The organism is Actinomyces sp. oral taxon 448 str. F0400 (assembly GCF_000220835.1).
Taxonomy (GTDB): Bacteria; Actinomycetota; Actinomycetes; order Actinomycetales; family Actinomycetaceae; genus Actinomyces.
Genome location: NZ_GL985606.1, coordinates 1,376,409 through 1,396,684, shown reverse-complemented (window position 1 = coordinate 1,396,684; position 20,276 = coordinate 1,376,409). Strand labels below are relative to the sequence as shown.

Annotated in this window: 14 protein-coding genes; 9 read left to right on the top strand and 5 right to left on the bottom strand. The window is 71.6% G+C overall.

Annotated features, from left to right (window positions below):
• On the bottom strand, window positions 1-2,331 hold a 2,331-nt coding region (locus tag HMPREF9062_RS13585; RefSeq protein WP_034254784.1), incomplete at its 3' end, for a chromosome segregation SMC family protein.
• Window positions 2,332-2,581: 250 nt separating this feature from the next.
• Here HMPREF9062_RS13585 and HMPREF9062_RS05960 point away from each other — a divergent pair.
• A complete protein-coding gene (locus tag HMPREF9062_RS05960; RefSeq protein WP_009749168.1) occupies window positions 2,582-3,601 on the top strand; it encodes a S41 family peptidase in 1,020 nt (339 codons plus the stop codon).
• Window positions 3,602-3,692: 91 nt separating this feature from the next.
• Here HMPREF9062_RS05960 and ndk read toward each other — a convergent pair whose 3' ends face one another.
• From ndk to ileS, 4 genes are all read right to left on the bottom strand, one after another.
• Window positions 3,693-4,127 (bottom strand): nucleoside-diphosphate kinase, encoded by a 435-nt coding sequence (gene ndk / locus HMPREF9062_RS05955; RefSeq protein WP_009749167.1) that lies wholly within the window; start codon window positions 4,125-4,127, stop codon window positions 3,693-3,695.
• Window positions 4,128-4,280: 153 nt separating this feature from the next.
• Window positions 4,281-4,967 (bottom strand): dihydroxyacetone kinase subunit DhaL, encoded by a 687-nt coding sequence (dhaL, locus tag HMPREF9062_RS05950; RefSeq protein ID WP_034253842.1) that lies wholly within the window; start codon window positions 4,965-4,967, stop codon window positions 4,281-4,283.
• Between the two features lie 89 nt (window positions 4,968-5,056).
• Window positions 5,057-6,928, bottom strand: coding sequence for a bifunctional folylpolyglutamate synthase/dihydrofolate synthase (locus tag HMPREF9062_RS05945; RefSeq protein ID WP_009749165.1), 1,872 nt, complete (start codon window positions 6,926-6,928; stop codon window positions 5,057-5,059).
• A 522-nt stretch (window positions 6,929-7,450) separates the two neighbouring features.
• Entirely contained in the window at window positions 7,451-10,810 is a 3,360-nt protein-coding gene (gene ileS / locus HMPREF9062_RS05940) for an isoleucine--tRNA ligase (RefSeq protein ID WP_034254782.1), read from the bottom strand.
• A gap of 945 nt (window positions 10,811-11,755) precedes the next feature.
• Here ileS and HMPREF9062_RS05930 point away from each other — a divergent pair.
• The 8 genes from HMPREF9062_RS05930 to HMPREF9062_RS05895 all read left to right on the top strand — a co-directional run bounded on the left by HMPREF9062_RS05930 (window position 11,756) and on the right by HMPREF9062_RS05895 (window position 20,208).
• A complete protein-coding gene (locus HMPREF9062_RS05930; protein ID WP_009749162.1) occupies window positions 11,756-13,531 on the top strand; it encodes a nitrite/sulfite reductase in 1,776 nt (591 codons plus the stop codon).
• Complete coding sequence (locus HMPREF9062_RS05925) at window positions 13,528-14,394, top strand: phosphoadenylyl-sulfate reductase (RefSeq protein WP_009749161.1); 867 nt, start codon at window positions 13,528-13,530, stop codon at window positions 14,392-14,394. The genes HMPREF9062_RS05930 and HMPREF9062_RS05925 overlap by 4 nt, the downstream gene beginning before the upstream one ends.
• A 97-nt stretch (window positions 14,395-14,491) precedes the next feature.
• Complete coding sequence (gene cysD / locus HMPREF9062_RS05920; protein WP_009749160.1) at window positions 14,492-15,424, top strand: sulfate adenylyltransferase subunit CysD; 933 nt, start codon at window positions 14,492-14,494, stop codon at window positions 15,422-15,424.
• A 50-nt stretch (window positions 15,425-15,474) separates the two neighbouring features.
• On the top strand, window positions 15,475-16,893 hold the full coding sequence (locus HMPREF9062_RS05915; RefSeq protein WP_009749159.1) for a sulfate adenylyltransferase subunit 1: 1,419 nt from the start codon (window positions 15,475-15,477) through the stop codon (window positions 16,891-16,893).
• A complete protein-coding gene (gene cobA / locus HMPREF9062_RS05910) occupies window positions 16,890-17,684 on the top strand; it encodes a uroporphyrinogen-III C-methyltransferase (RefSeq protein WP_009749158.1) in 795 nt (264 codons plus the stop codon). The genes HMPREF9062_RS05915 and cobA overlap by 4 nt, the downstream gene beginning before the upstream one ends.
• A gap of 17 nt (window positions 17,685-17,701) precedes the next feature.
• On the top strand, window positions 17,702-18,649 hold the full coding sequence (locus HMPREF9062_RS05905; RefSeq protein WP_009749157.1) for a sulfite exporter TauE/SafE family protein: 948 nt from the start codon (window positions 17,702-17,704) through the stop codon (window positions 18,647-18,649).
• A gap of 35 nt (window positions 18,650-18,684) precedes the next feature.
• Complete coding sequence (locus tag HMPREF9062_RS05900) at window positions 18,685-19,398, top strand: sirohydrochlorin chelatase (protein ID WP_172634830.1); 714 nt, start codon at window positions 18,685-18,687, stop codon at window positions 19,396-19,398.
• Window positions 19,399-19,473: 75 nt separating this feature from the next.
• Window positions 19,474-20,208: a UTRA domain-containing protein gene (locus HMPREF9062_RS05895; protein ID WP_009749156.1), complete on the top strand. Its 735-nt coding sequence runs from the start codon at window positions 19,474-19,476 to the stop codon at window positions 20,206-20,208.
• Window positions 20,209-20,276 lie beyond the last annotated feature (68 nt).

The following is a 20,276-nucleotide window of genomic DNA, read 5'->3' as shown; positions in this document are numbered from 1 at the left end:
CTCGGTGGTGCGCCGGGCCGCCTCGTCCTCGGTCCGCTCCAGAACACGGCGAGCGCGCCCGGTCTCCTCCCGGGCGGCGCGGGCCGCGGATGCCAGTGTGGCGGCCTCCTCGGCGGCGCGGGCGGCCTCAGCGTCAGCGGCGCGCAGGGTCGCGAGCGCCCGGCCGGCACCGCGCCGGGCCTCCTCCTCCCGGTCGCGGGCGCGCTGAAGAGAGATATCCGCCTGTCTCTCCGCCGCCGCGGCGGCGTCGGCCCGCTCGGCCGCTTCCTCATGCGCCGCGGCCAATTCGAGCACCGAAGAGGTGCCGCGCCCGGCCGAGGTCGCCCACGCCGGAGCGAGGACGTCCCCGTCCCGCGTGGCGACGACGGCGTCGGGGACCGCCTCGCGCACGGCCCGGGCGGCCCGAAGGTCCGCTGCAACCCACGCGCCGGTCAGGATCCGGGCCAGCGAGGCGGCCAGGCCCGCCCGGTCGGCGGACACGAGGCCGACGGCCTCGCGCACGCCCTCGGTCGGCGGGTCGTCGGGCGCCGGGGGCGTCGTACCGGAATCCTGATCGCGGTCCCGGTCGGCGTCCGGGTCGGGGTCCTGGAGGAGGACCAGACGCAGGGCGCCGCCGTCCTCGTCGCGCACGTGGGCGATGGCCCCGGCGGCGGCGTCGGTCCCCGTGACGAGGACGGCCCCGGCAAGTTCGCCGAGCAGCGAGGCGACGGCGTTCTCCCAGCCGCGCTCGACGCTCACCGCCTCGCTCAGGGGCCCCAGAACACCGGGCAGGTCCGCCCCGGCTAGGGTGGCGGTGGCGTCCTTGGCGGCCAGGGACTGGGCGAGCGTGTCGCGGCGCGCGGTCCAGGTGGCCCGATTGGAAGCGGCCTCGCGGCGGGCGTCGGTGGCCGCGGCGACGGCGTCGCGGGCGGCGGCCAGGGCGGCGGTAGCGCTCTCGTGGGCGGCGACGGCCCGAACCTGCCGGTCGTCGAACGAGTCGGGTGAGTCATCGGGGCCGGCGTCCGCCCGGGGCTCGGCGCCCGCACCCCGATGCTCGTCCAGGGCGGAGCGCGCCGCTCGCTCCCGTTCCTCGGCGGCCGTCAGCGCCGAACGGGCCTGGGCGAGAGCGGCCAGGGCGGCCTCGTGGCGGGAACGGGCGGAGGCGACCCGCCCCCCGGCGCGGGCGAGAGACTCGCGCCGGTCGGCCGCCTGGCGCTGGAGCCGGGAGAGCTCCCGTTCGGCGGCGTCCTCGGCGTCCTCGGCGTCGGCGCGTTCGCTCGTGGCGCGCGCAAGAGCGGATCGGGCGGCCCGGGCGGCGTCGGCCAGCCCGGTCTCCTCGACGGCGGCCTCCTCGGCGCGGCGCTCGAGCTCATCCGGATCGGTCCCCCGGGCGGGGAGGCTCGCCGAGGCGAGCCCGCGCATGCGCTCGGCGGCGACGTCGGCCAGCGAGGACAGCGACCGGGCAGCGCCGGTCAGCTCCTCCCACGTGCCGGTGGCGCGGGTCAGACGCTGAGCGGAGGCGGCCTCGACGGCGGCGAGCTCGGCCAGGCGGGCGCGGGCGGCCCGATCGGCCTCCTCGACGGCGGCCCGGCGGCGGTCCAAGAGCTCCTTGTCCTCGTCGCCGGCCTGAAGGAGGGCTTGGGCCTGGACGACATCGTCGGCCAGCAGGCGGGCGGTGGCGTCACGCACCTCGATCTGAATGGTGCGGGCCCGTCGGGCGATGGCGGCCTGACGGGCCAGCGGCCCCAGCTGACGGCGCAGCTCAGTGGTCAGGTCGGTCAGGCGGGCGAGGTCGGCGGCCATGGTGTCGAGCTTGCGCAGGGCCCGCTCCCTGCGGCGGCGGTGCTTAAGGACGCCGGCGGCTTCTTCGATGAAGCCGCGCCGGTCATCGGGGGTGGCGCTCAGGACGGCGTCGAGCCGGCCCTGACCGACGATGACGTGCATCTGTCGCCCCAGGCCCGTATCGCTCAGCAGCTCCTGAACGTCCAGAAGGCGGCAGGCCGTGCCGTTGATCCGGTACTCGGAGCCGCCGCCGCGGAAGAGGGTGCGGGTGACGGTGACCTCGGTGTAGTCGATGGGCAGGGCGCCATCGGTGTTGTCGATGGTCAAGGAGACCTCGGCGCGCCCCAGCGCCGGGCGCGAGCCGGCCCCGGCGAAGATGATGTCGGCCATGGACCCGCCGCGCAGGGTCTTGGCGCCCTGCTCCCCCATGACCCAGGTCAGGGCATCCACGATATTGGACTTGCCGGACCCGTTGGGCCCTACTACGGCGGTGATGCCGGGCTCCAGACGCAGAGTCGTCGACGAGGCGAAGGACTTGAATCCCTTCATCGTCAACGTCTTGAGGTGCACGCGCACACCATAGTGGGCCGCCATCGCGGCGGGCGGCACCCGCTCCGGACGGTGCCGCATTCGTTGCTCACCGACGCGCGACCAGCACCGGGCTACTCTTCACATCGGGCCCGCGTGGGGAGTGGAACGAGCGCAGCGTCCGGACGCCGAGTCGTGATTCAGCCGGGGCGGCGGCTTCCTCCTCCAGACGGACGGCGTCACCGTCCCGCGGTCGATGCGACCGCCAGCCGGCGACGTTCATCATGGTCCCATGACCTTCTCACGTCCCTCTGCCGCCAGTGAACCCGTCCGCCCCCTCAGCAGCTTGCGCCGCCGCACCCTGCGGGCGGCCGCCGTGGCCCTGACCGTCGTCGTGGCGGCGGGAGCCGTCGGCGGCGCCTGGCTCGTCGACTCGGCCGGGCCGGCCTACAGCCTCCAGCAGCCCGCACAGAGCCCCCAGGCCTACGGCTCCCGGATCCTGAGCCTCATGGATAACGGCATTCACGCCACCGGACCCGAGTGGGCCGAGGCCCGGGCCGAGGCTTCCGAGCGGATCGAGCGGGCCGCGACCCACGACGAGGTCGATGCGATTCTCGCCGATGCCCTACCTGTGGCCGGCGGTAAGCACTCGTTCATGATGGAGTCCGACGACCATCAGAAGGCGATCGACTCCTACACCCCGCCGACCTCATCCATGGAGGGGTGCGTCCTGACCGTGACCCTCCCGGCCTACATGGGCAGCGCGGAGCAGGGCGAGGACTACGCCACGACCCTCGCCGACGCGCTAGAGACCGAGGGCGTGTGCGGCGTGGTGGTCGACCTGCGCGAGAACGGCGGCGGCGACATGGGCCCGATGATCGCCGGACTGTCCCCGCTGCTGCCCGACGGCGTCGTCACCTCCTTCGTCTTCGGCAGCCGTACCAGCGACGTCACCCTCGAGGACGGCGAGGTCTGCGGAGGCGGCACCCCGACCTCGGTCGGCCCGCGCCCCAAGCTCGATGCGCCGGTGGCCGTGCTGACCTCGAGCGGGACGGCCTCCTCAGGAGAGCAGGCACTTCTGGCCTTCCGCGGCCTGGAGAACGCCCGAGTCTTCGGAGAGGCGACCGCGGGCTACGCCTCGGTCAACGAGCAGATCCCGCTCGACACCGGCCGCACCATGGTGCTCACGGTCGGCACGTCGCGGGCCCGAACCGGCGAGGACTTCGGCGAGACACCGATCGCACCCGACGTCGAGACCCCGCCGCAGGAGGCGCCCGCGGCCGCAGCCGCGTGGATCGCCTCCCGCTCCTGAGCACCGAAACGGCTCGTGACGGGGTCGTGCACACCCGCCCCGGTCGGCTCGTCGACCTCCTCGACCCCGATCAGTCGGGGTCGAGGCCGATTCAGCGGGCGAAGCGGGGAAACCAGATCGCGATCTCGCGCTCGGCCGACTCCGGGGAATCCGAGCCGTGGACGAGGTTCTCCATCGCGGAGGTGCCCCAGTCGCGTCCCAGGTCGCCGCGGATCGTCCCGGGAACTGCCGTGGTCGGCTCGGTGGCGCCGATAAGCGAGCGCAACCCCTCCACGACGCGATGGCCCTCGACGATCGCGGCCACCAGCGGACCACTCGTCATGTACTCCACGATACTGGGGTAGAAGGGCCTGTCGACGTGCTCGGCGTAGTGCTCGGCGAGCAGTTCGGGAGTGGCCCTCAGGCGGTCGAGCGCGATGATGTCATAGCCCTTGGCCTCGATCCTGCGCAGGATCTCGCCGATCAGGCGGCGCTTGACGGCATCGGGTTTGATGAGGATGAGGATGCGGCCGGGAACATCAGTCATGGCTGTCCTTTCAGCACTGGGGCGGCTCGGGCCGGGGGGCGCGGCTGAGGGTACGACGGCGCGCACCGGCCCAGGAAATCCAGCGTGACGGCCATCGCCCCGCTTTGCAAGCCCTGTCACCTCCATCCTGGCCCGGGCGTGCGGGCCCTGATCTCAGTCCGCCCCGCTCCCGGCGGCTGCCGCGGCAGCGGCCAGGATGAGGGCGGTCGAGCGCGCACCGGGGTCGCAGCACCCTACCGACCGCGCACCGAGGTAGGAGGCCCGGCCCTTGCGCGCCGTCATCGGGATGCTCTCTTCGGCACCGCGCGCCGCGGCATCCGCCGCCGCCTGCAGGACCCGTGCGGGGCTCGCTCCGGCCCCGGCGGCCTCGTGGGCGGCCCGAGCCGCGGGCTGCCAGGCGTCCAGCATCGTCTTGTCCCCGGGCTCGGCCCGTCCGCGGATCTGCACGCCGACGGCCGCCTCGCCCAAGAGAGCGGCGACATCACGGGAGGACAGCACGTCACCACCGCAGACCCGCGACGCCCGCAGAAAGGCCGTGCCCAGCAACGGGCCGGCCGCACCGCCCACCGTGGCCAGCAGTGTGGTCGCCACCATCTTGAACACGCCCGCCGGCGTCGCCGATGCGCCTGCGCCCTCCGAGCCGAGCAGGGAGTCGAGCTTGGCGGTCGCCGCCCGCATGCCGCGATCGAGATTGACGCCGTGGTCGCCGTCGCCGACGGTCGTATCCAGCGCGGTCAGCTCATCACGATGCTCCGCGACCGCCTGCGCCGCGCCCCGGATCCAGGCGACGCTCCAGGCGACGTCGAGCGGCTTATCGTCAGTCACGGTTATCCTTCTCATCCTGTGCGGATTCATGCGCTGCTACATTCTCACATGCCGCACGCCAGGGCGCGCGGCATGAACCCCGGCACCGCGGACGCGCCGGCCCCTCAGCCCCTGCGGGCACCGGCGATCGCGCCGAGGAGAGCTCGAGCCTGCGCGGCCAGCACTACCGAGCCGACGATGAGGACGCCCGCGGACGTCAACGGGGCGTCGAACCCCTCCGAGAGTGTGACGGCAATTTCGATACCGCCCGCAAGGGTGTCAGCCGTCTCGGCACGATCGGCCCCGAAGACCTCCCGCGCCACGGCCGCCAGCTCCTCGACCTCCATGGCGCGCGGGGAGTCGACGGGCACGCACACCACGGCATCGCAGACCGGCTCGAGGACCGCCAACATCCCCTCGACGTCCTTGTCAGCCATGACGCCGACGACGGCGACCAGATGCCCGAAGCCGAAGGTCTCCTCCACGGCCGGCACAAGCGCCTCCAGACCGTGCGGGTTGTGCCCGGCGTCGACCACCACGGTCGGGCTGGAGCGCAGCACTTCGAGACGGCCGGGGCTAGTGACCGCGGCGAATCCGTCCTCGACGACCTTGGCCGGCAGAGCGCGTCCACCGAAGACCGCCTCCGCCGCCGCCAGCGCGAGCAGGGCGTTGCGGACCTGGTAATCGCCGTGCAGCGGGATGAAGACGTCCTCGTAGACGGCGGCGGCGGTGCGCAGCGTCGCCATCTGTCCGCCCACCGCCAGGGTGCGGTCGACGACCTCCAGAACGCCCGCGCCCGGATCATCGGGGTCCTCCTCCGGATCGAGCTCGCGGCGCCGCACGACGCCGTGGGCAGCCGCAGCCGCGGCGATGACGGCCTCGGCATCCGGCACCTGGCGGGCGGTGACGAGAATGGCGCCGTCCTTGATGATGCCGGCCTTGTTGGCGGCGACCTCCTCGATTGTGGTCCCCAGCCAGGCGGAGTGGTCCAGTCCGACGGGGGTGATGATCTCGACGTCCCCGGGCACGACATTGGTGCAGTCCCAGGTCCCGCCCATGCCCACCTCCAGGATCGCCACGTCGACGGGGGCGTCGGCAAAGGCGGCCAGGGCCATGACGGTGAGCACCTCGAAGAAGCTCATGCGCGGCCCGCCCGCGTCCACGGAGCGCTCGTCGACCATCTCCACGTAGGGGGCGACGTCCTCCCAGGCGGCGATGAATCCCTCCTGACTGATCGGCTCCCCGTCCAAGCTGATGCGCTCGCGGATGGTCGCCAGATGGGGGCTGGTGAAGCGGCCGGTGCGCATGCCGGTGGCGGCCAGCAGTCGCTCGGTCATACGGGCGGTGGAGGTCTTGCCGTTGGTACCGGCGATGTGAACGGTCCGGTAGGCGCGCTCGGGGTTGCCGAGCAGGTCGAGGACGGCCCGAACGCGTTCCAGACTCGGCTGGACCCGGTGCTCCGGGGCGCGGGAGAGGATCTCAGCCTCGACGTCCCGCATGCGCTCGGCGACCTCGACGGCATGGGCGGCGGCGCGTAGCTCGGCTCGATGACCGTCCTCGGCATCGCGGGCGTCGTCGGCAGGGGTGTCGGGCAGTCGGGGCTCCGGGTCGTCCCGATCGTCGGACTCGTCCTGGTCGACCTCGGCGAGCAGGGCGTCGAGGCGCTCGGGGTCGCCGTCGCCGATCATATTGGCGGCGATGAGCTCGCGCAGAGCCTCCAGATCCTCGGCCTCGGCCCGCGCCCAGCTCTCGTCGGCGGCCGGCCCGGCCTCATCGACGTCGTCGGCGGCCTCCAGGTAGGGAAGAAGACCGGGGTCGATGCCCATGCCGGAGCCTTCGGCGCCGGCCGGGCCGCCCGCGCCCGGGACGGCGTCAACGACGTCCTCCTGGGCCGCGGTCTCCGGGATGCCGAGAACTCCGCCGGGGCGAGCGTCGGAACGGTCGTCGCTACGGGCGCCCCGCGCCCTCCCGGTCGCGTGCGCATTCTCGCTGCTCATGCTGCGGTTCCTGTCATAGCGTCCCGTCACGGCCTCCTGATCGTCCCGTGGACCGGAGGCAAGCCTAAAGGCACCGCGTACGCAGGTCGCGCACGACGCCAGTGATCTGCTGCACGGGGAAGGTGGACAAGGTGAAGACGAGCCCGCGAAGGGCGGCGCGACCGGCCCGCGCACCGGCGGCGAGCAGCGGCGCCCGGCCCTGCCGAGTCCGGAACGAACGAGTCGGATGGACAGGAAACGGCCCGGGTCTGAGGATTCCCTGAGCATCCTCAGACCCGGGCCGCCGTGTCCCTGATCAGGTCCCTGTACTCTGAATCAGTTCCTGAGCCCGGGATTGCTCCCGGAAACCAAGCTGTGCTTGGCCCACGCCCAAGTATGCCACACCGTTGCCGGTTCAGCCAAGAGGCTGACGCAAATCCGTGCTTCGATCCGCGGCGCGGGATCGACGGCGCCGCCCGGTCCTTCCGGAGCGGTCGTGCGCACCGGCTCCACCGATCCGGTCGCGAGCGAAGACGAAGAAGCTCAGCTCCGCGCCCTGGCGACCTCCGCCCGAGCCTCCTCCGCCGCCGGTTCGGCCACGACGCTCGCACTCGCGCACCCGGTCTCGGACTTGATGAGCTCCAGGTAAGCGCCAGTCCACGCGCCCTTGTCGGCGGGCACCGTCAGCGTCATCTCCATCCTGTCCCCCACGTGCAGGCCGACCGCCTTGCGCTCGTCCTGCACGAGCCGGATCAGATCGCGGGCCCAGCCCTCGGCCTCCAGCTCCTCGTCCAGGGCAGTGTCCAGGACGACGAAGGCGCCCGAGCCGATCATGGTCGCGGCCAGCGAGTCGTCGTCGACCTCGACGCGGCTGGTGAGAGTGAAAGCCCCATCCTCGGCCTCCAGCACTACGGGGGAGCCGTCCACCAGCACACCGTCGAAGCGCACATCCCCGTCATCGGTCAGCTCCCACTCCCCCGCCTTGACGGCGGAGAAGAGCCGACTGGTGACCCTGCGGACCACCGGGGCGAAGGCGCGCGGATTGAGAGCCAGATGCTCGGTCACCTGGTAACCCGCGTCGGCGGCGTCGAGGACCCGCACCTCCTTGACGTTGACTTGGGCGGCGATCAGGGAGCGGAAGGGGGCCAGGCCAGCCGGGTCAGTCGTGGCCACGGTCAGGGAGCGCAGCGGCTGGCGCACGCGCAGCTTCTCGGCCTTGCGCAGGCTCAGGGTGGCGGAGACGGCGTCGCGGGCCCCGTCCATGGCGGTCACCAGGCCCGAGTCGGCCACGTGCGCCGGCAACTCGGGCCAGTCGGTCAAGTGCACGGAGCGCTCACCGGTCAGGCCCCGGTAGATCTCCTCGCTCACCAGGGGGGCCAGCGGCGCCATCACCCGCATGAGGACCTGCAGGACGGTGGCCAAGGTGTCGAAGGCCGGATGGGAGACGGTCGGATCGGCATCGGTGAACCGCGAGCGCGAGGTGCGCAGGTACCAGTTGGTGAGCAGATCCAGGAACTCGCGCACCGTGGCAGTGGCGCCGGTGATGTCGTAGGCGCTCATCTGCGCCCCCACCGTGGCGGCCAGGTCCTTGGTGCGGGCCAGGATGTAGCGGTCCATGACGTGCAGACGGCCGCGGGCCCCGAACAGGCCGGCGTCATCCAGGTCCACGCCGCGGGTGACGTACCCGGCGCCCCCATCGGCCTGCCCAGCGTACAGGGCGAAGAAGTACCAGGTGTTCCACAGGGGCAGGAGCACCTGGCGCACCGTGTCTCGGATGGCGCGGTCGGTGACCACGAGGTTGCCGCCGCGCACCACCGGGCTGGACAGCAGGAACCAGCGCATGGCGTCAGCGCCGTCGCGGTCGAAGACCATCGCCACATCGGGGTAGTTGCGCAGCGACTTACTCATCTTCGCCCCGTCGCTGCCCAGCAGGATGCCGTGGGAGACGCAGGTGGTGAAGGCTGGTCGGTCGAACAGGGCCGTGGCCAGGACGTGAAGGGTGTAGAACCAGCCGCGAGTCTGACCGATGTACTCCACGATGAAATCGCCGGGGTAGTGGGATTCGAACCATTCGACGTTCTCGAACGGGTAGTGCACCTGGGCGAAGGGCATGGAGCCGGACTCGAACCAGCAGTCCAGGACGTCGGGGATGCGGCGCATCATGGACCTGCCCGTGGGGTCGTCGGGGTTGGGCCGCACGAGCGTGTCGATGAAGGGCCGGTGCAGGTCGGTGACCTCGACGCCGAAGTCGCGCTCGAGCTCGGCGTAGGAGCCGTAGACGTCCTCGCGCGGATAGCGCGGGTCGTCCGAGCGCCACACCGGGATGGGGGCACCCCAGAAGCGGTTGCGGGAGATCGACCAGTCGCGAGCACCCGCCAGCCACTTGCCGAAGATGCCGTCCTTGATGTGACCGGGGTACCAGTCGATGTTCTGATTGAGCTCGACCATACGGTCGCGGATCGCCGAGACGCGCACGAACCAGGAGGAGACCGCCTTGTAGATGAGCGGCTTGCGGCAGCGCCAGCAATGCGGGTAGGAGTGCACGTAGGAGGCCTGGCGCACCAGGACGGCGCGCTGGTTCTCGTCGCGGCGGGCCAGCGGGCCGGTGCCGTCACGCAGGTCGGCCACGATGGGCTTGTTGGCCTCGAAGACCTGCAGCCCGGCGTAGTCGCGTATCTCCTCGGTCAGGCAGCCGCCGTCATCAACGGGGACAACGGTCTCGATGCCCGCCCCGGAGCAGGCGATCATGTCGTCCTCACCGAAAGCCGAGGCCATGTGAACCAGGCCGGTTCCGTCGGAGGTGGTCACGAAGTCGGCGGCGATGATCGTCCAGGCGTTCGGCCCGGGGGCGGCGCCCTCGGCCCGGTGGGCGGCGTCGTCGAAGTAGTCGAAGATCGGGTGGTAGCGCCGCCCCACCAGGTCGGCCCCGGTGCAGGTGGCCAGCACCTGCGGGTCCTCGCCGAGCTCGCGGGCATAGGAGCCCACCAGGTCGACGGCGATGACGACGTCCTGGCCGGCGACCGGCGAGTCGAGGTCCTCCTCCACGTGGACGGTCACGTACTCGACGTTGGGCCCCACGGCGATGGCCACGTTGGAGGGCAGCGTCCAGGGCGTGGTGGTCCAGATGAGGACCAGCTCGGGGCGCTCGGCGCCCTGACGCAGGGGCTCCTCCAGGCGCAGCCCCACCGTGACCGTGTTGTCCTGACGGTCCTGGTAGACGTCGTCATCCATCTTGAGCTCGTGGTTGCTCAAGGGGGTGCGGTCGTGCCAGCAGTAGGGCAGGACGCGGTAGCCCTGGTAGGCCAGCCCCTTGTCCCACAGCTGCTTGAAGGCCCACAGCACCGACTCCATGTAGTCGGGGTCGAGGGTCTTGTAGTCGTTGTCGAAGTCGACCCAGCGGGCCTGGCGGGTGACGTAGTCCTCCCACTCCTTGGTGTAGCGCAGGACGGAGGTACGGCACTCCTCGTTGAACTTCTCGATGCCGATGCCGCCGGGGCGGGTGATCTCGGTGACGTCGTCGATGCCGAGCAGACGCTGGGCCTCCAGCTCGGCGGGCAGGCCGTGGGTGTCCCAGCCGAAGCGCCGCTCGACTCGCCTGCCCTTCTGAGTCTGGAAGCGGCCGACGGCGTCCTTGACGTAGCCGGTCAGCAGGTGCCCGTAGTGGGGAAGGCCGTTGGCGAAGGGAGGGCCGTCGTAGAAGACGAACTCGTCGCAGGGCTCGTTGCGGTTGTCGATGGAGGCTTGGAAGGTGTCGTTCTCCTTCCAGTAGGCCAGCACGTCCTTCTCGATGGCGGGGAAGGACGGTGAGGGGTCGACCTCCTGACCGGGACGGTGCAGGGGGTAGAAGGCGGCGCCGGTGCGCTCGTCTGTCGTCTCGTCAGTCTTGTCGGCGGTGTCGGCCATCGGAGTCTCGCCTCGCATCTCACTCGTGAACATCTGCATGCCACGAGGACGACGCCGGCCCCCGCGCCGGCCGGTGGCCGACGACGGCGGGCGGCACCGCGGTACCACCTCGCTTGCCCCGCGTGTCGACGCCAGGTGGCGAGGACGGCGCGGGACCGCTCGTCGGGGGCTGTGCGGGCCCCTCCCGCCCGGGTCTAATGGGGCGCGACCAGCCGTAAGTCGACGGCGGTGCGCCTGTTCTTCCGGGAGGCTCTCCGGTGATGCCCGAGGTGCCGCGGACGGCGCCCCGGCCGGGTCGTTGCCTGGACGGGCTGGAGTGTAGTCAGCGGTGCCCGGCGCGGGCCACCCATGAGCGCCCGCATCGACGTCGTCCTCAACACATTCGACGCACCGGATGCGCTCGACGCACTCTCGACGCACCGTGCGCCAGCGGCCGCCCGCGTCGGTCCGTCGGACCGTTCCGCGTGACGCGAGCCGCACCGCGATTCGCCGCGCCCTCAACGACGCCCGCGAGACCGTTCCGCGTGACGCGAGCCGCACCGAGGTCGACGGGAACCAGCCACCGACCGGCATCGCTTCCGTCAGATGAGACATCCGCCCGTTTTCGTGGATCACGCCAATGACACGATGTCATCTTGCGAGGTTCCCCACCTAGGGGGTGTCGCCCTGCTTTCACTAGCGTCACTGCCATGACCGCAGCACGCCCGACTTCCGCCGAGGGGATCCGCCCCTCGGTGCGGCGGCGTGCCCGCAGCTGGGTCATGTGTTGTCAGGCCTGACGAGCGCCTGACCAATGCGGCACGGCCGCAGACGGATTCCGGCGCAACGAAGCGTCCGGGACCGACCAGCGCATGCCCGCGAAGCGGAGCAGCCACGGCGGACCGCCTCTAGAAGACGAGGGGAACCGGAATCCCGGACGCTCATTCATCCCACTCCGGAGAAGACATGAGCACCACCAGCACAACAACCGCCAGCACCGCCGCCCGCGCCCGGCCCTCACGCGCACGCCCCGCCGAGCGGGCCACCCCCGAGGCGGGCGCCTCCGGGGATGTGCGCCCACCGCACCGGGGTCGCTCCAACGGCCAGTGGCTCGTCGACGGTCGCGACCCGCTCAATGAGAACGAGGCCTTCAAACAGGACGGCAGTCCGCTGGGCGCCCGCGAGCGCATCATCGCCGACTACGCTACCGGCGGCTTCGAGTCCATCGACCCCACGGATCTGCACGGCCGTTTCCGGTGGTGGGGCCTGTACACCCAGCGCAGGCCGGGCATCGACGGCGGGAGGACCGCCCGGCTCGACGTCACCGAGCTGGAGGACCACTACTTCATGCAGCGCATCCGCATGGACGGTCAGACGCTGTCGGCGGGTCAGATGCGCATGATCGGCACCGCCTCCAACGAGTTCGCCCGCGGCACCCTCGACATCACCGACCGGCAGAACCTCCAGCTCCACTGGGTGGAGATCGAGAACATCCCCGAGCTGTGGCGCCGCCTGGACGAGGTGGGTCTGACCACCGTCGAGGCCTGCGGGGACACTCCGCGCGGCTTCCTGGTCTCACCGGTCGCCGGTATCGAGCCAGAGGAGGTCATCGACCCCTCCGAGGCGGCTCGCGCGATCCACGACACCTACCTGGGCAATCCGGAGATCGCCAACCTGCCCCGCAAGTTCAAGACGGCCTTCACCGGGTCGCCCACGCTCGACGTCCTTCACGAGATCAATGACATCTCCTACGTCGGCGTCGATCATCCCGAGCTCGGGCCCGGCTACGATCTGTGGATCGCCGGAGCCCTGTCCACGGCGCCCTTCCTGGGTAGACGCCTGGGCGCCTTCGTGCGCCCCGACCAGGTCGGCGATGTGTGGTGGGGCGTCGTCCGTATCTTCCGCGACTACGGCTACCGGCGCCTACGCAACAAGGCGCGTCTGAAGTTCCTCATGGCCGAGTGGGGACCCGCGCGCTTCCGCCAGGTTCTGGAGGAGAACTATCTGGACTACCGCCTCGCGGACGGTCCGGCCCCGCGCCCGCCGCGCGGCGGGGCCGACCATTTGGGGGTGCACGTCCAGCGCGACGGCGCCTACTGGGTCGGGGGCAAGGCGCCGTTGGGGCGGCTGTCCGGCGATGTCATGCTCGGTCTGGCCGACCTGGCCGAGTCGGTGGGCTCGGACCGGCTGCGCACCACGCCCTTGCAGAATGTCCTGCTGCTGGACGTGCCCGGGGACCGTGTCGAGGATGCCGTCACCGGGCTGAGGGACCTGGGCATCGACCCCAATCCCGGCCCGTTCGCCCGTTCCATGCTGGCGTGCACGGGCCTGGAGTACTGCAAGTTCGCGATCGTGGAGACCAAGTCCCTGGCCGCTCGCGTATCGGCGGACCTGGACGCGCGGCTGGCCGACACCGACCTGGAGCGACCGCTGAGCGTGGCTATCAACGGCTGCCCGAACTCGTGCGTGCGCATCCAGACCGCGGACATCGGGCTCAAGGGCCAGATCATCACCGTCGACGGCCAGCGCGTCCCGGGGTTCCAAGTCCACCTGGGAGGGTCCCTGGCCCGCGAGGACAACCCCGAGGCCGAGTTCGGCCGCACGGTGCGCGGGCTCAAGGTGGCCTCGACCGGCCTGACCGACTACATCGAACGCGTCGTGCGCCGCTACCTCGCCGACCGCGCCGACGAGGAGACCTTCGCCCAGTGGACCCGTCGCGCCGATGAGGAGGCCCTCCGATGACCGCCGGCGCCCCCGCCGTCAAGAGCACCCGGAATGCGCAGGACGTCCGGAGCGCCAGAGGCGGCCCCAGCGCGCGGTCCCGGCCCTCCCCCGCCGGATCCGCCCGCAACCGCTTCGGACGCGCCATCGCTCGCGGCGCCAACGTCCCGCGCTCGGCCGACGCGCCTCGCCGCGGCGAGGACGAGTTGCGCGCCCTGGCCGCCTCCGGCGCGGCCGAGCTCGGCGACGACGCCCCCGCCGAAGAGGTCGTCGCCTGGGCGGCCCGCGTCTTCCCGGACACGCTCGCTGTGGCCTGCTCCATGGCCGACGCCGTCCTGCCGCACGTCGTCGCCGCCCGGATCCCCGGAGTGGACACGCTCTTCCTGCAAACGGGATTCCACTTCGCCCAGACCGAGGAGACCCGCGACGCCGTGGCCGAGACGATGGACATCACACTCATCGACGTCCTGCCGGCGCTCACGGTGGCCGAGCAGGATGAGCGCTTCGGGCCGCGCCTGTACGCGCGGGATCCGGGAGAGTGCTGCCGCCTGCGCAAGGTCGAGCCCCTGGCTCGGGCGCTGGCTGGCTACGAGGCGTGGGCCACCGGTGTGCGTCGGGAGGACGCCGTCACCCGCACCACCACTCCCCTGGTCGGATTCGACCAGACGCACCGGATCGTCAAGATCAACCCGCTGGCCGCCTGGACCTTCGACGAGCTGCTCGCCTACGCCGCCGAGCACGGCGTCGTCGTCAACCCGCTGCTGGCCGACGGCTACCCCTCGATCGGCTGCGAGCCGTGCACCCGGCGCGTCCCTCCCGGGGAGGACCCCCGCTCGGGGCGCTGGGCCGGCTTCGCCAAGACCGAGTGCGGCATCCACCTGTGAGCGCGCCGTCCACTCCGACCATCTCTCGACCATCACCGCCCCGGAGACCATTGTGCCCATCATACGTTCTGCACCTCTCGCACCCCCTGCGCCCCCTGTGAGCACCCCGGTCGGAGGCGAGGCCCCGACGCGGGCCCGCCCTCTGGACCAGCTCGACGCGCTGGAGGCTGAATCCATCGCCGTCATCCGCGAAACCGTCGCGCAATGCCGTCGTCCCGTGCTGCTGTTCTCCGGCGGGAAGGACTCCGTGGTCATGCTGCACCTGGCGGTCAGGGCCTTCTGGCCCGCTCCCGTCCCCTTCCCGCTGCTGCACGTGGACACCGGCCACAACTTCCCGGAGGTCCTGGCCTACCGGGATGCCGTCGTCAAGCGCTTCGGGGTGCGCCTGGTGGTCGCCGCGGTCCAGGACTACATCGACGACGGCCGTCTGCGTGAGCGCGGCGACGGCACTCGCAACCCGCTGCAGACCCGCCCCCTGCTCGACGCCATCGCCGAGGGCGGTTTCGACGGGGTCTTCGGCGGGGGGCGGCGCGACGAGGAGAAGGCTCGCGCCAAGGAGCGCATCGTCTCTCTGCGCGACGAGTTCGGCCAGTGGGATCCGCGCAACCAGCGGCCCGAACTGTGGAACCTGGTCAACTCGCGCCACGCCCCGGGCGAGCATGTGCGCGTCTTCCCGCTGTCGAATTGGACCGAGCTGGACGTGTGGCGCTACATCGAGCGGGAGGACATCGAACTGCCGAGCCTGTACTACGCCCATGAGCGCGAGGTCTTCTCACGCGACGGCATGTGGCTGCCGGTCGGCTCGGTCACTCGACCGCACCGCGGGGAGGAGGTGCGCACGCTCACCGTGCGCTATCGCACTGTGGGCGACATGTCCTGCACCGGCGCGGTGGAGTCCACCGCCGCCACCAACCACGAGATCGCCGTCGAGGTGGCGGCCTCCGCCCTCACCGAAAGGGGCGCCACGCGCGCCGACGACCGTCTGAGCGAGGCGGCCATGGAGGACCGAAAGAAGGAGGGGTACTTCTGATGCCCGCCCCATCGCCCGCATTCCCGACCGCTCGTCACCGAGAGGCACTCATGACCACCAGCGACTCCCTCCTCGCCTCCCCCGCCGGGTCGCGAAGCTCGGCCGACGAGGCCGCACGCCGATTCCTGGCGGCCGCCGACGCGGCGACCGGACTCCTGCGCCTGGCCACGGCCGGCAGCGTCGATGACGGCAAGTCCACCCTCGTGGGCCGCCTCCTGTTCGACTCCAAGTCGATTCTGCGCGACCAGCTCGCCGCCGTGGAGCGGGTCAGCCTCGACCGTGGCCTGACCCACGCGGATCTGGCACTGCTGACCGATGGGCTGCGGGCCGAGCGTGAGCAAGGAATCACCATCGATGTCGCCTACCGGTACTTCGCCACCGCGCGGCGCTCCTTCATCCTGGCCGACTGCCCCGGGCACGTGCAGTACACGCGCAATACGGTCACCGGCGTCTCGACGGCCGACGTCGTCGTCCTACTGGTGGACGCCCGCCACGGCGTGCTCGAGCAGACCCGGCGCCACCTGGCCGTGTCCGCGCTCCTGGGTGCGCCCCACGTGGTGGTGGCGGTCAACAAGATCGACCTCGTCGGCTTCTCGGCCGAGGTCTACGCTCGGATCGCCGAGCAGGTCGAGCACGTCGCCGCATCCCTCGGCGTCGCCGACGTGCGCGCCCTGCCCACCTCCGCCCTCGAAGGGGACAACGTCGTGGACCGCTCGCAGCGCACCCCCTTCTACGACGGCCCGTCCCTCCTGGAGCTCCTGGAAACCCTGCCGGCGGGCTCCACGCGGGCCGACCACGCTTTCCGCCTGCCCGTCCAGCTGGTCATCCGCCCCCAGGGCGCGGCCGCTGACGGCCTGACCGACTACCGCGGCTACGCGGGGCGGGTCGGCGCCGGAACTGTGCGTGTGGGCGACGAGGTCGTCATCCTGCCGTCGGGCCGGCACACCGCCGTGACCGGCATCAACCTGGGAGATCGCCCTCTGGAGGTCGCTCGGGTCGGGCAGTCCGTGGCCCTGGAGCTGGCCGACGACATCGACATCGCCCGCGGCGACGTCATCGCCGGGCCCGACGACGTCCCGGATCTCGTGCGCGAGATAAGCGCGCATGTCGCCTGGCTGTCGGAGCGTCCTCTGCATGTGCGCGACCGGGTTCTGGTCCAGCACGGCACCCGCACCGTCCGGGCCCTCGTGGCGGGCATCGAGGGCGTCCTCGATCTGGATGATCTGACGGTCTCGCCGGCTACTGCACTGGAACTCAACGACATCGGGGGCGTCCACCTGCGTCTGGCCGAGCCGCTTCCCGCGGCCGACTACGCCTCTTCGCGCGCCGACGGGGCCTTCCTGCTCATCGACCCGCAGGACGGCTGGACTCTGGCGGCGGGCATGATCGGCACGGTCGGCACGGCCGGCTCCGCCGTCCGCGTCCCCGCTCGGACGCCTGCTCCGCACGACGAAGGCGCACGACCGTGACCTCGACCCGCCGGGCGGGCACCGTCGACGACGGCGTCGACGGCGGCTGGGTCGCCCTCGTCGGCGGAGGGCCGGGCGAGGCGGGTCTGATTACCGCGCGCGGCGCCGAATTGCTGGCCCGCGCCGATGTCGTCGTCGTCGACCGTCTGGCGCCGCGCGACCTGCTGAGGGGTCTGACCCCGGGCACCGAGGTCGTCGATGCCTCCAAGCGGCCCGGCGACCACCTGGTTCCCCAAGACGGCATCGACGCCCTGCTGGTGGCTCGCGCCTTGGCCGGGCATCGGGTGGTGCGCCTCAAGGGCGGCGACCCCTATGTGCTGGGCCGCGGCGGCGAGGAGGTGCTCGCGTGCCGGGCGGCGGGCGTGAGGGTCGAGGTCGTTCCCGGTGTGACCTCCGCGGTCGCCGTGCCCGCGGCCGCCGGCATTCCGGTCACGCACCGCGGGCTCGCCCGCGGCTTCTCCGTCGTCTCAGCGCACGAGGACCTGATCTCCACCGTCCCGGTGCGTCGCGACCACACCCTGGTGCTGCTCATGGGGGTGCGCCATCTGCGCCGCTCGGTCGCCATTCTCACCGACCGCGGCGCCGACCCGCGTACCCCGGCCGCCGCCGTCGAGCGCGGTTACCGCCCCGACCAACGGGTGACCACGACGATCCTGCATCGCCTTCCCGACGTCGCCGAAGCCATCGGCGTGAGCGCCCCAGCCGTCATCGTCATCGGCGACGTCGTCACCGTCAGTCCCGCCTGGAAGAAGAGGGCCGCGCCCAGGGGCCGACCCGCCCCCCGCCCCTGAAACAGATCGGATTACGCATGAGAAAGCTATTCGTCCTGGCCCTCGTGGGCCTGGCCTCCCAGCTCGTCGATGGCGCCCTGGGCATGGGCTACGGCGTCACCTCCTCGTCCCTGCTCCTGCTGGCGGGGCTCAGTCCGGCCCTGACGAGCGCAAGCGTCCACCTGTCGGAGATCGGCACGACGCTCATCTCGGGCGCCGCCCACCACCGGCTGGGCAACACCGATTGGCGACTCGTGGCACGTCTGGGCGGTCCGGGAGCGGTGGGAGCCCTCCTGGGGGCGGGCGCCCTGTCCGGTTTGAGCGCGAACGCGGCTGCGCCGGTGACCTCGGGCATCCTGCTGGCGCTGGGCGTCTACGTCCTGATCCGCTTCGCGGTGCGCCCGCCGACCGGCGCCGGCACCCGCAGAAGCCCGCACTCGTCCCGCCTCCTCGTTCCGCTGGGCCTGCTGGGCGGATTCATCGACGCCACCGGCGGTGGCGGCTGGGGCCCGGTGGCCACGACGACGCTTCTCACTCGTGGTCGGACCGCTCCGCGCACCGTCGTCGGCTCGGTCGACACCTCGGAGTTCATTGTCACGGTGGCCGCTTCGGCGGGCTTCCTCCTGGGCCTGGGAACAGCCGGTATCAGTCTGTCGGTCGTGGGCGCGCTCCTGGCCGGCGGGCTCGTCGCCGCGCCGGTCGCGGCGTGGCTCGTCTCGCGGCTGCCCGACCGGGTGCTCGGCAGTGCGGTCGGCGGGGTCATCGTGCTCACCAACCTGCGCACGGTCCTGTCCGCCCTGGACGCCCCGAGTCCGCTCACCGCGGGCCTTCTCTTGGGCTTCGTCCCCCTGTGGGCGCTGCTCGCCACCGCTTCGGTGCGCGGTGCCCGCAGGCCCTCGTCCCGAACGGTTGTCGGGGCCCGCCCTCACGAGACGCCGACGCCGGCCCGCGAATCCGCCGTCGCCCCGGCGGCCCGGGTCTCGTGACCCGGCAGAGCCTGGGCCCGCCGGCAGCGGATGCGGTGTCCGCTGCGCCTCTCGTCCTGGTGGGCCATGGCACCCGCGCACCACGGACCGCCCCTCTCCTGGAGCGCGTCGCCGAACAGACGGGCAGCCTGCTCGGCGACGTGGACGTGCGGTACGGCTGGACGGAGTTCCAGACGCCGAGCGCCGCCGACGCGCTGGCGGGCAGCGCCGATCCGGTCATCGTGCCCTTCTTCCTGGGCGGGGGCTACCACGTCGAGCACGATCTGCCGCGCCTCGTGCACGAGCACGGCTCGGGCACGCTCACCGCCCACCTGGGGCCGGAGCCGATCATCGTGGAGGCCGTCGCTGAGCGCACGCGTCAGGCCCTGGCGCGCGAGGGCGTGCGAGCCATCGAGGTCGACGGCGTCGTCCTGGCGGCGGCAGGCTCGCGTCGCCACGGGCCGATCGCCGAAACCGAGAAGGCCGCCGAGGAACTCGCCCGACTGCTGGGCGTCCCGGTGCGGCCCGCCTACCTGTCAGCGGGCGGGCCGAACGTGCGTCGGCGGGTGCACGCCTGGCACGAGGAGGGCGCCGAGGTCGTCATCGTGGCCGCCTACCTGCTGTCCGAGGGGCGCTTCTCGCACGCGCTGCACCATTGCGGCGCGGAACTCGTGAGTGCACCCGTGGGAGCGCATCCCGCCATCGCCGACGTCGTGGCCCGGCGCTACCACCGAGCCGCAAATAGTTATCGAAGGGGTGGGAGAGGATAAGGTTGGCTACGAGCGACCCACCGGTCATCCGATGACTGGTTGCCCGATAAGAGCCGGGCGGGAGGGAGGGGGCACGTGGCCACGGCGAAGTACGAGGAGATCTACTCGGCGCTGCGCACAGGCATCGAACGGGGCGAGTACCCGTTCCTGTCCTTCCTGCCATCGGAGAACTCCCTGGCCCACGACTTCGGGATCTCCCGCAACACCGTGCGCAAGGCGCTCCAGTACCTGGCGAGCCAGGGATATGTTCAGGCGATGCAGGGCAGGGGAATCCAGGTCATCTTCCGCCAGCATCATCAGACGTCCCACTTCCTGCTGACCGGCATCGAATCGCTGGCCGAGGCCGGCCGCCGGCTGGGCATCGAGGTGCGCACCAGACTGCTGGAGTCCAGCATGATGACCGTCGACGCCGACCTGGCCGGCCGGTCCGGCCTGCCCGAGGGCGCCAGCGCGCTCGCCCTGACGCGTCTGCGCCTGCTCGACGGGCGGCCGGCCATCATGGACCGCAACATCTTCCTCACCGAGGTCGTCCCGCAGATACCGACGAAGGCGGCCGAATCCTCCGTCTACGCCTATCTGGAGAACCGACTCGGGGTGGGTATCGTCTCCTCCTGCCGCCTGGCCACCATCGAGCCGGCCGACGAGGAGGACCTGCAGTACTTGGATCTGAGCGGGCTCGACTGTGTGGGAGTCGTCGAGTCGTTCTCCTTCGACTCCGCGGGCGTTCCCTTCGAGTACACCCGGTCCCGTCACGCCCCCAGGACCTTCAGCTTCATCTCCACCGCCCAGCGCCTGCCGGCGCAGCGGTGAGGGCGGGAGCCGATCCCCGGCTCCCGCCCTCACCGCTGCGCGATCACTGCGAGCGTGATCATCTCAAG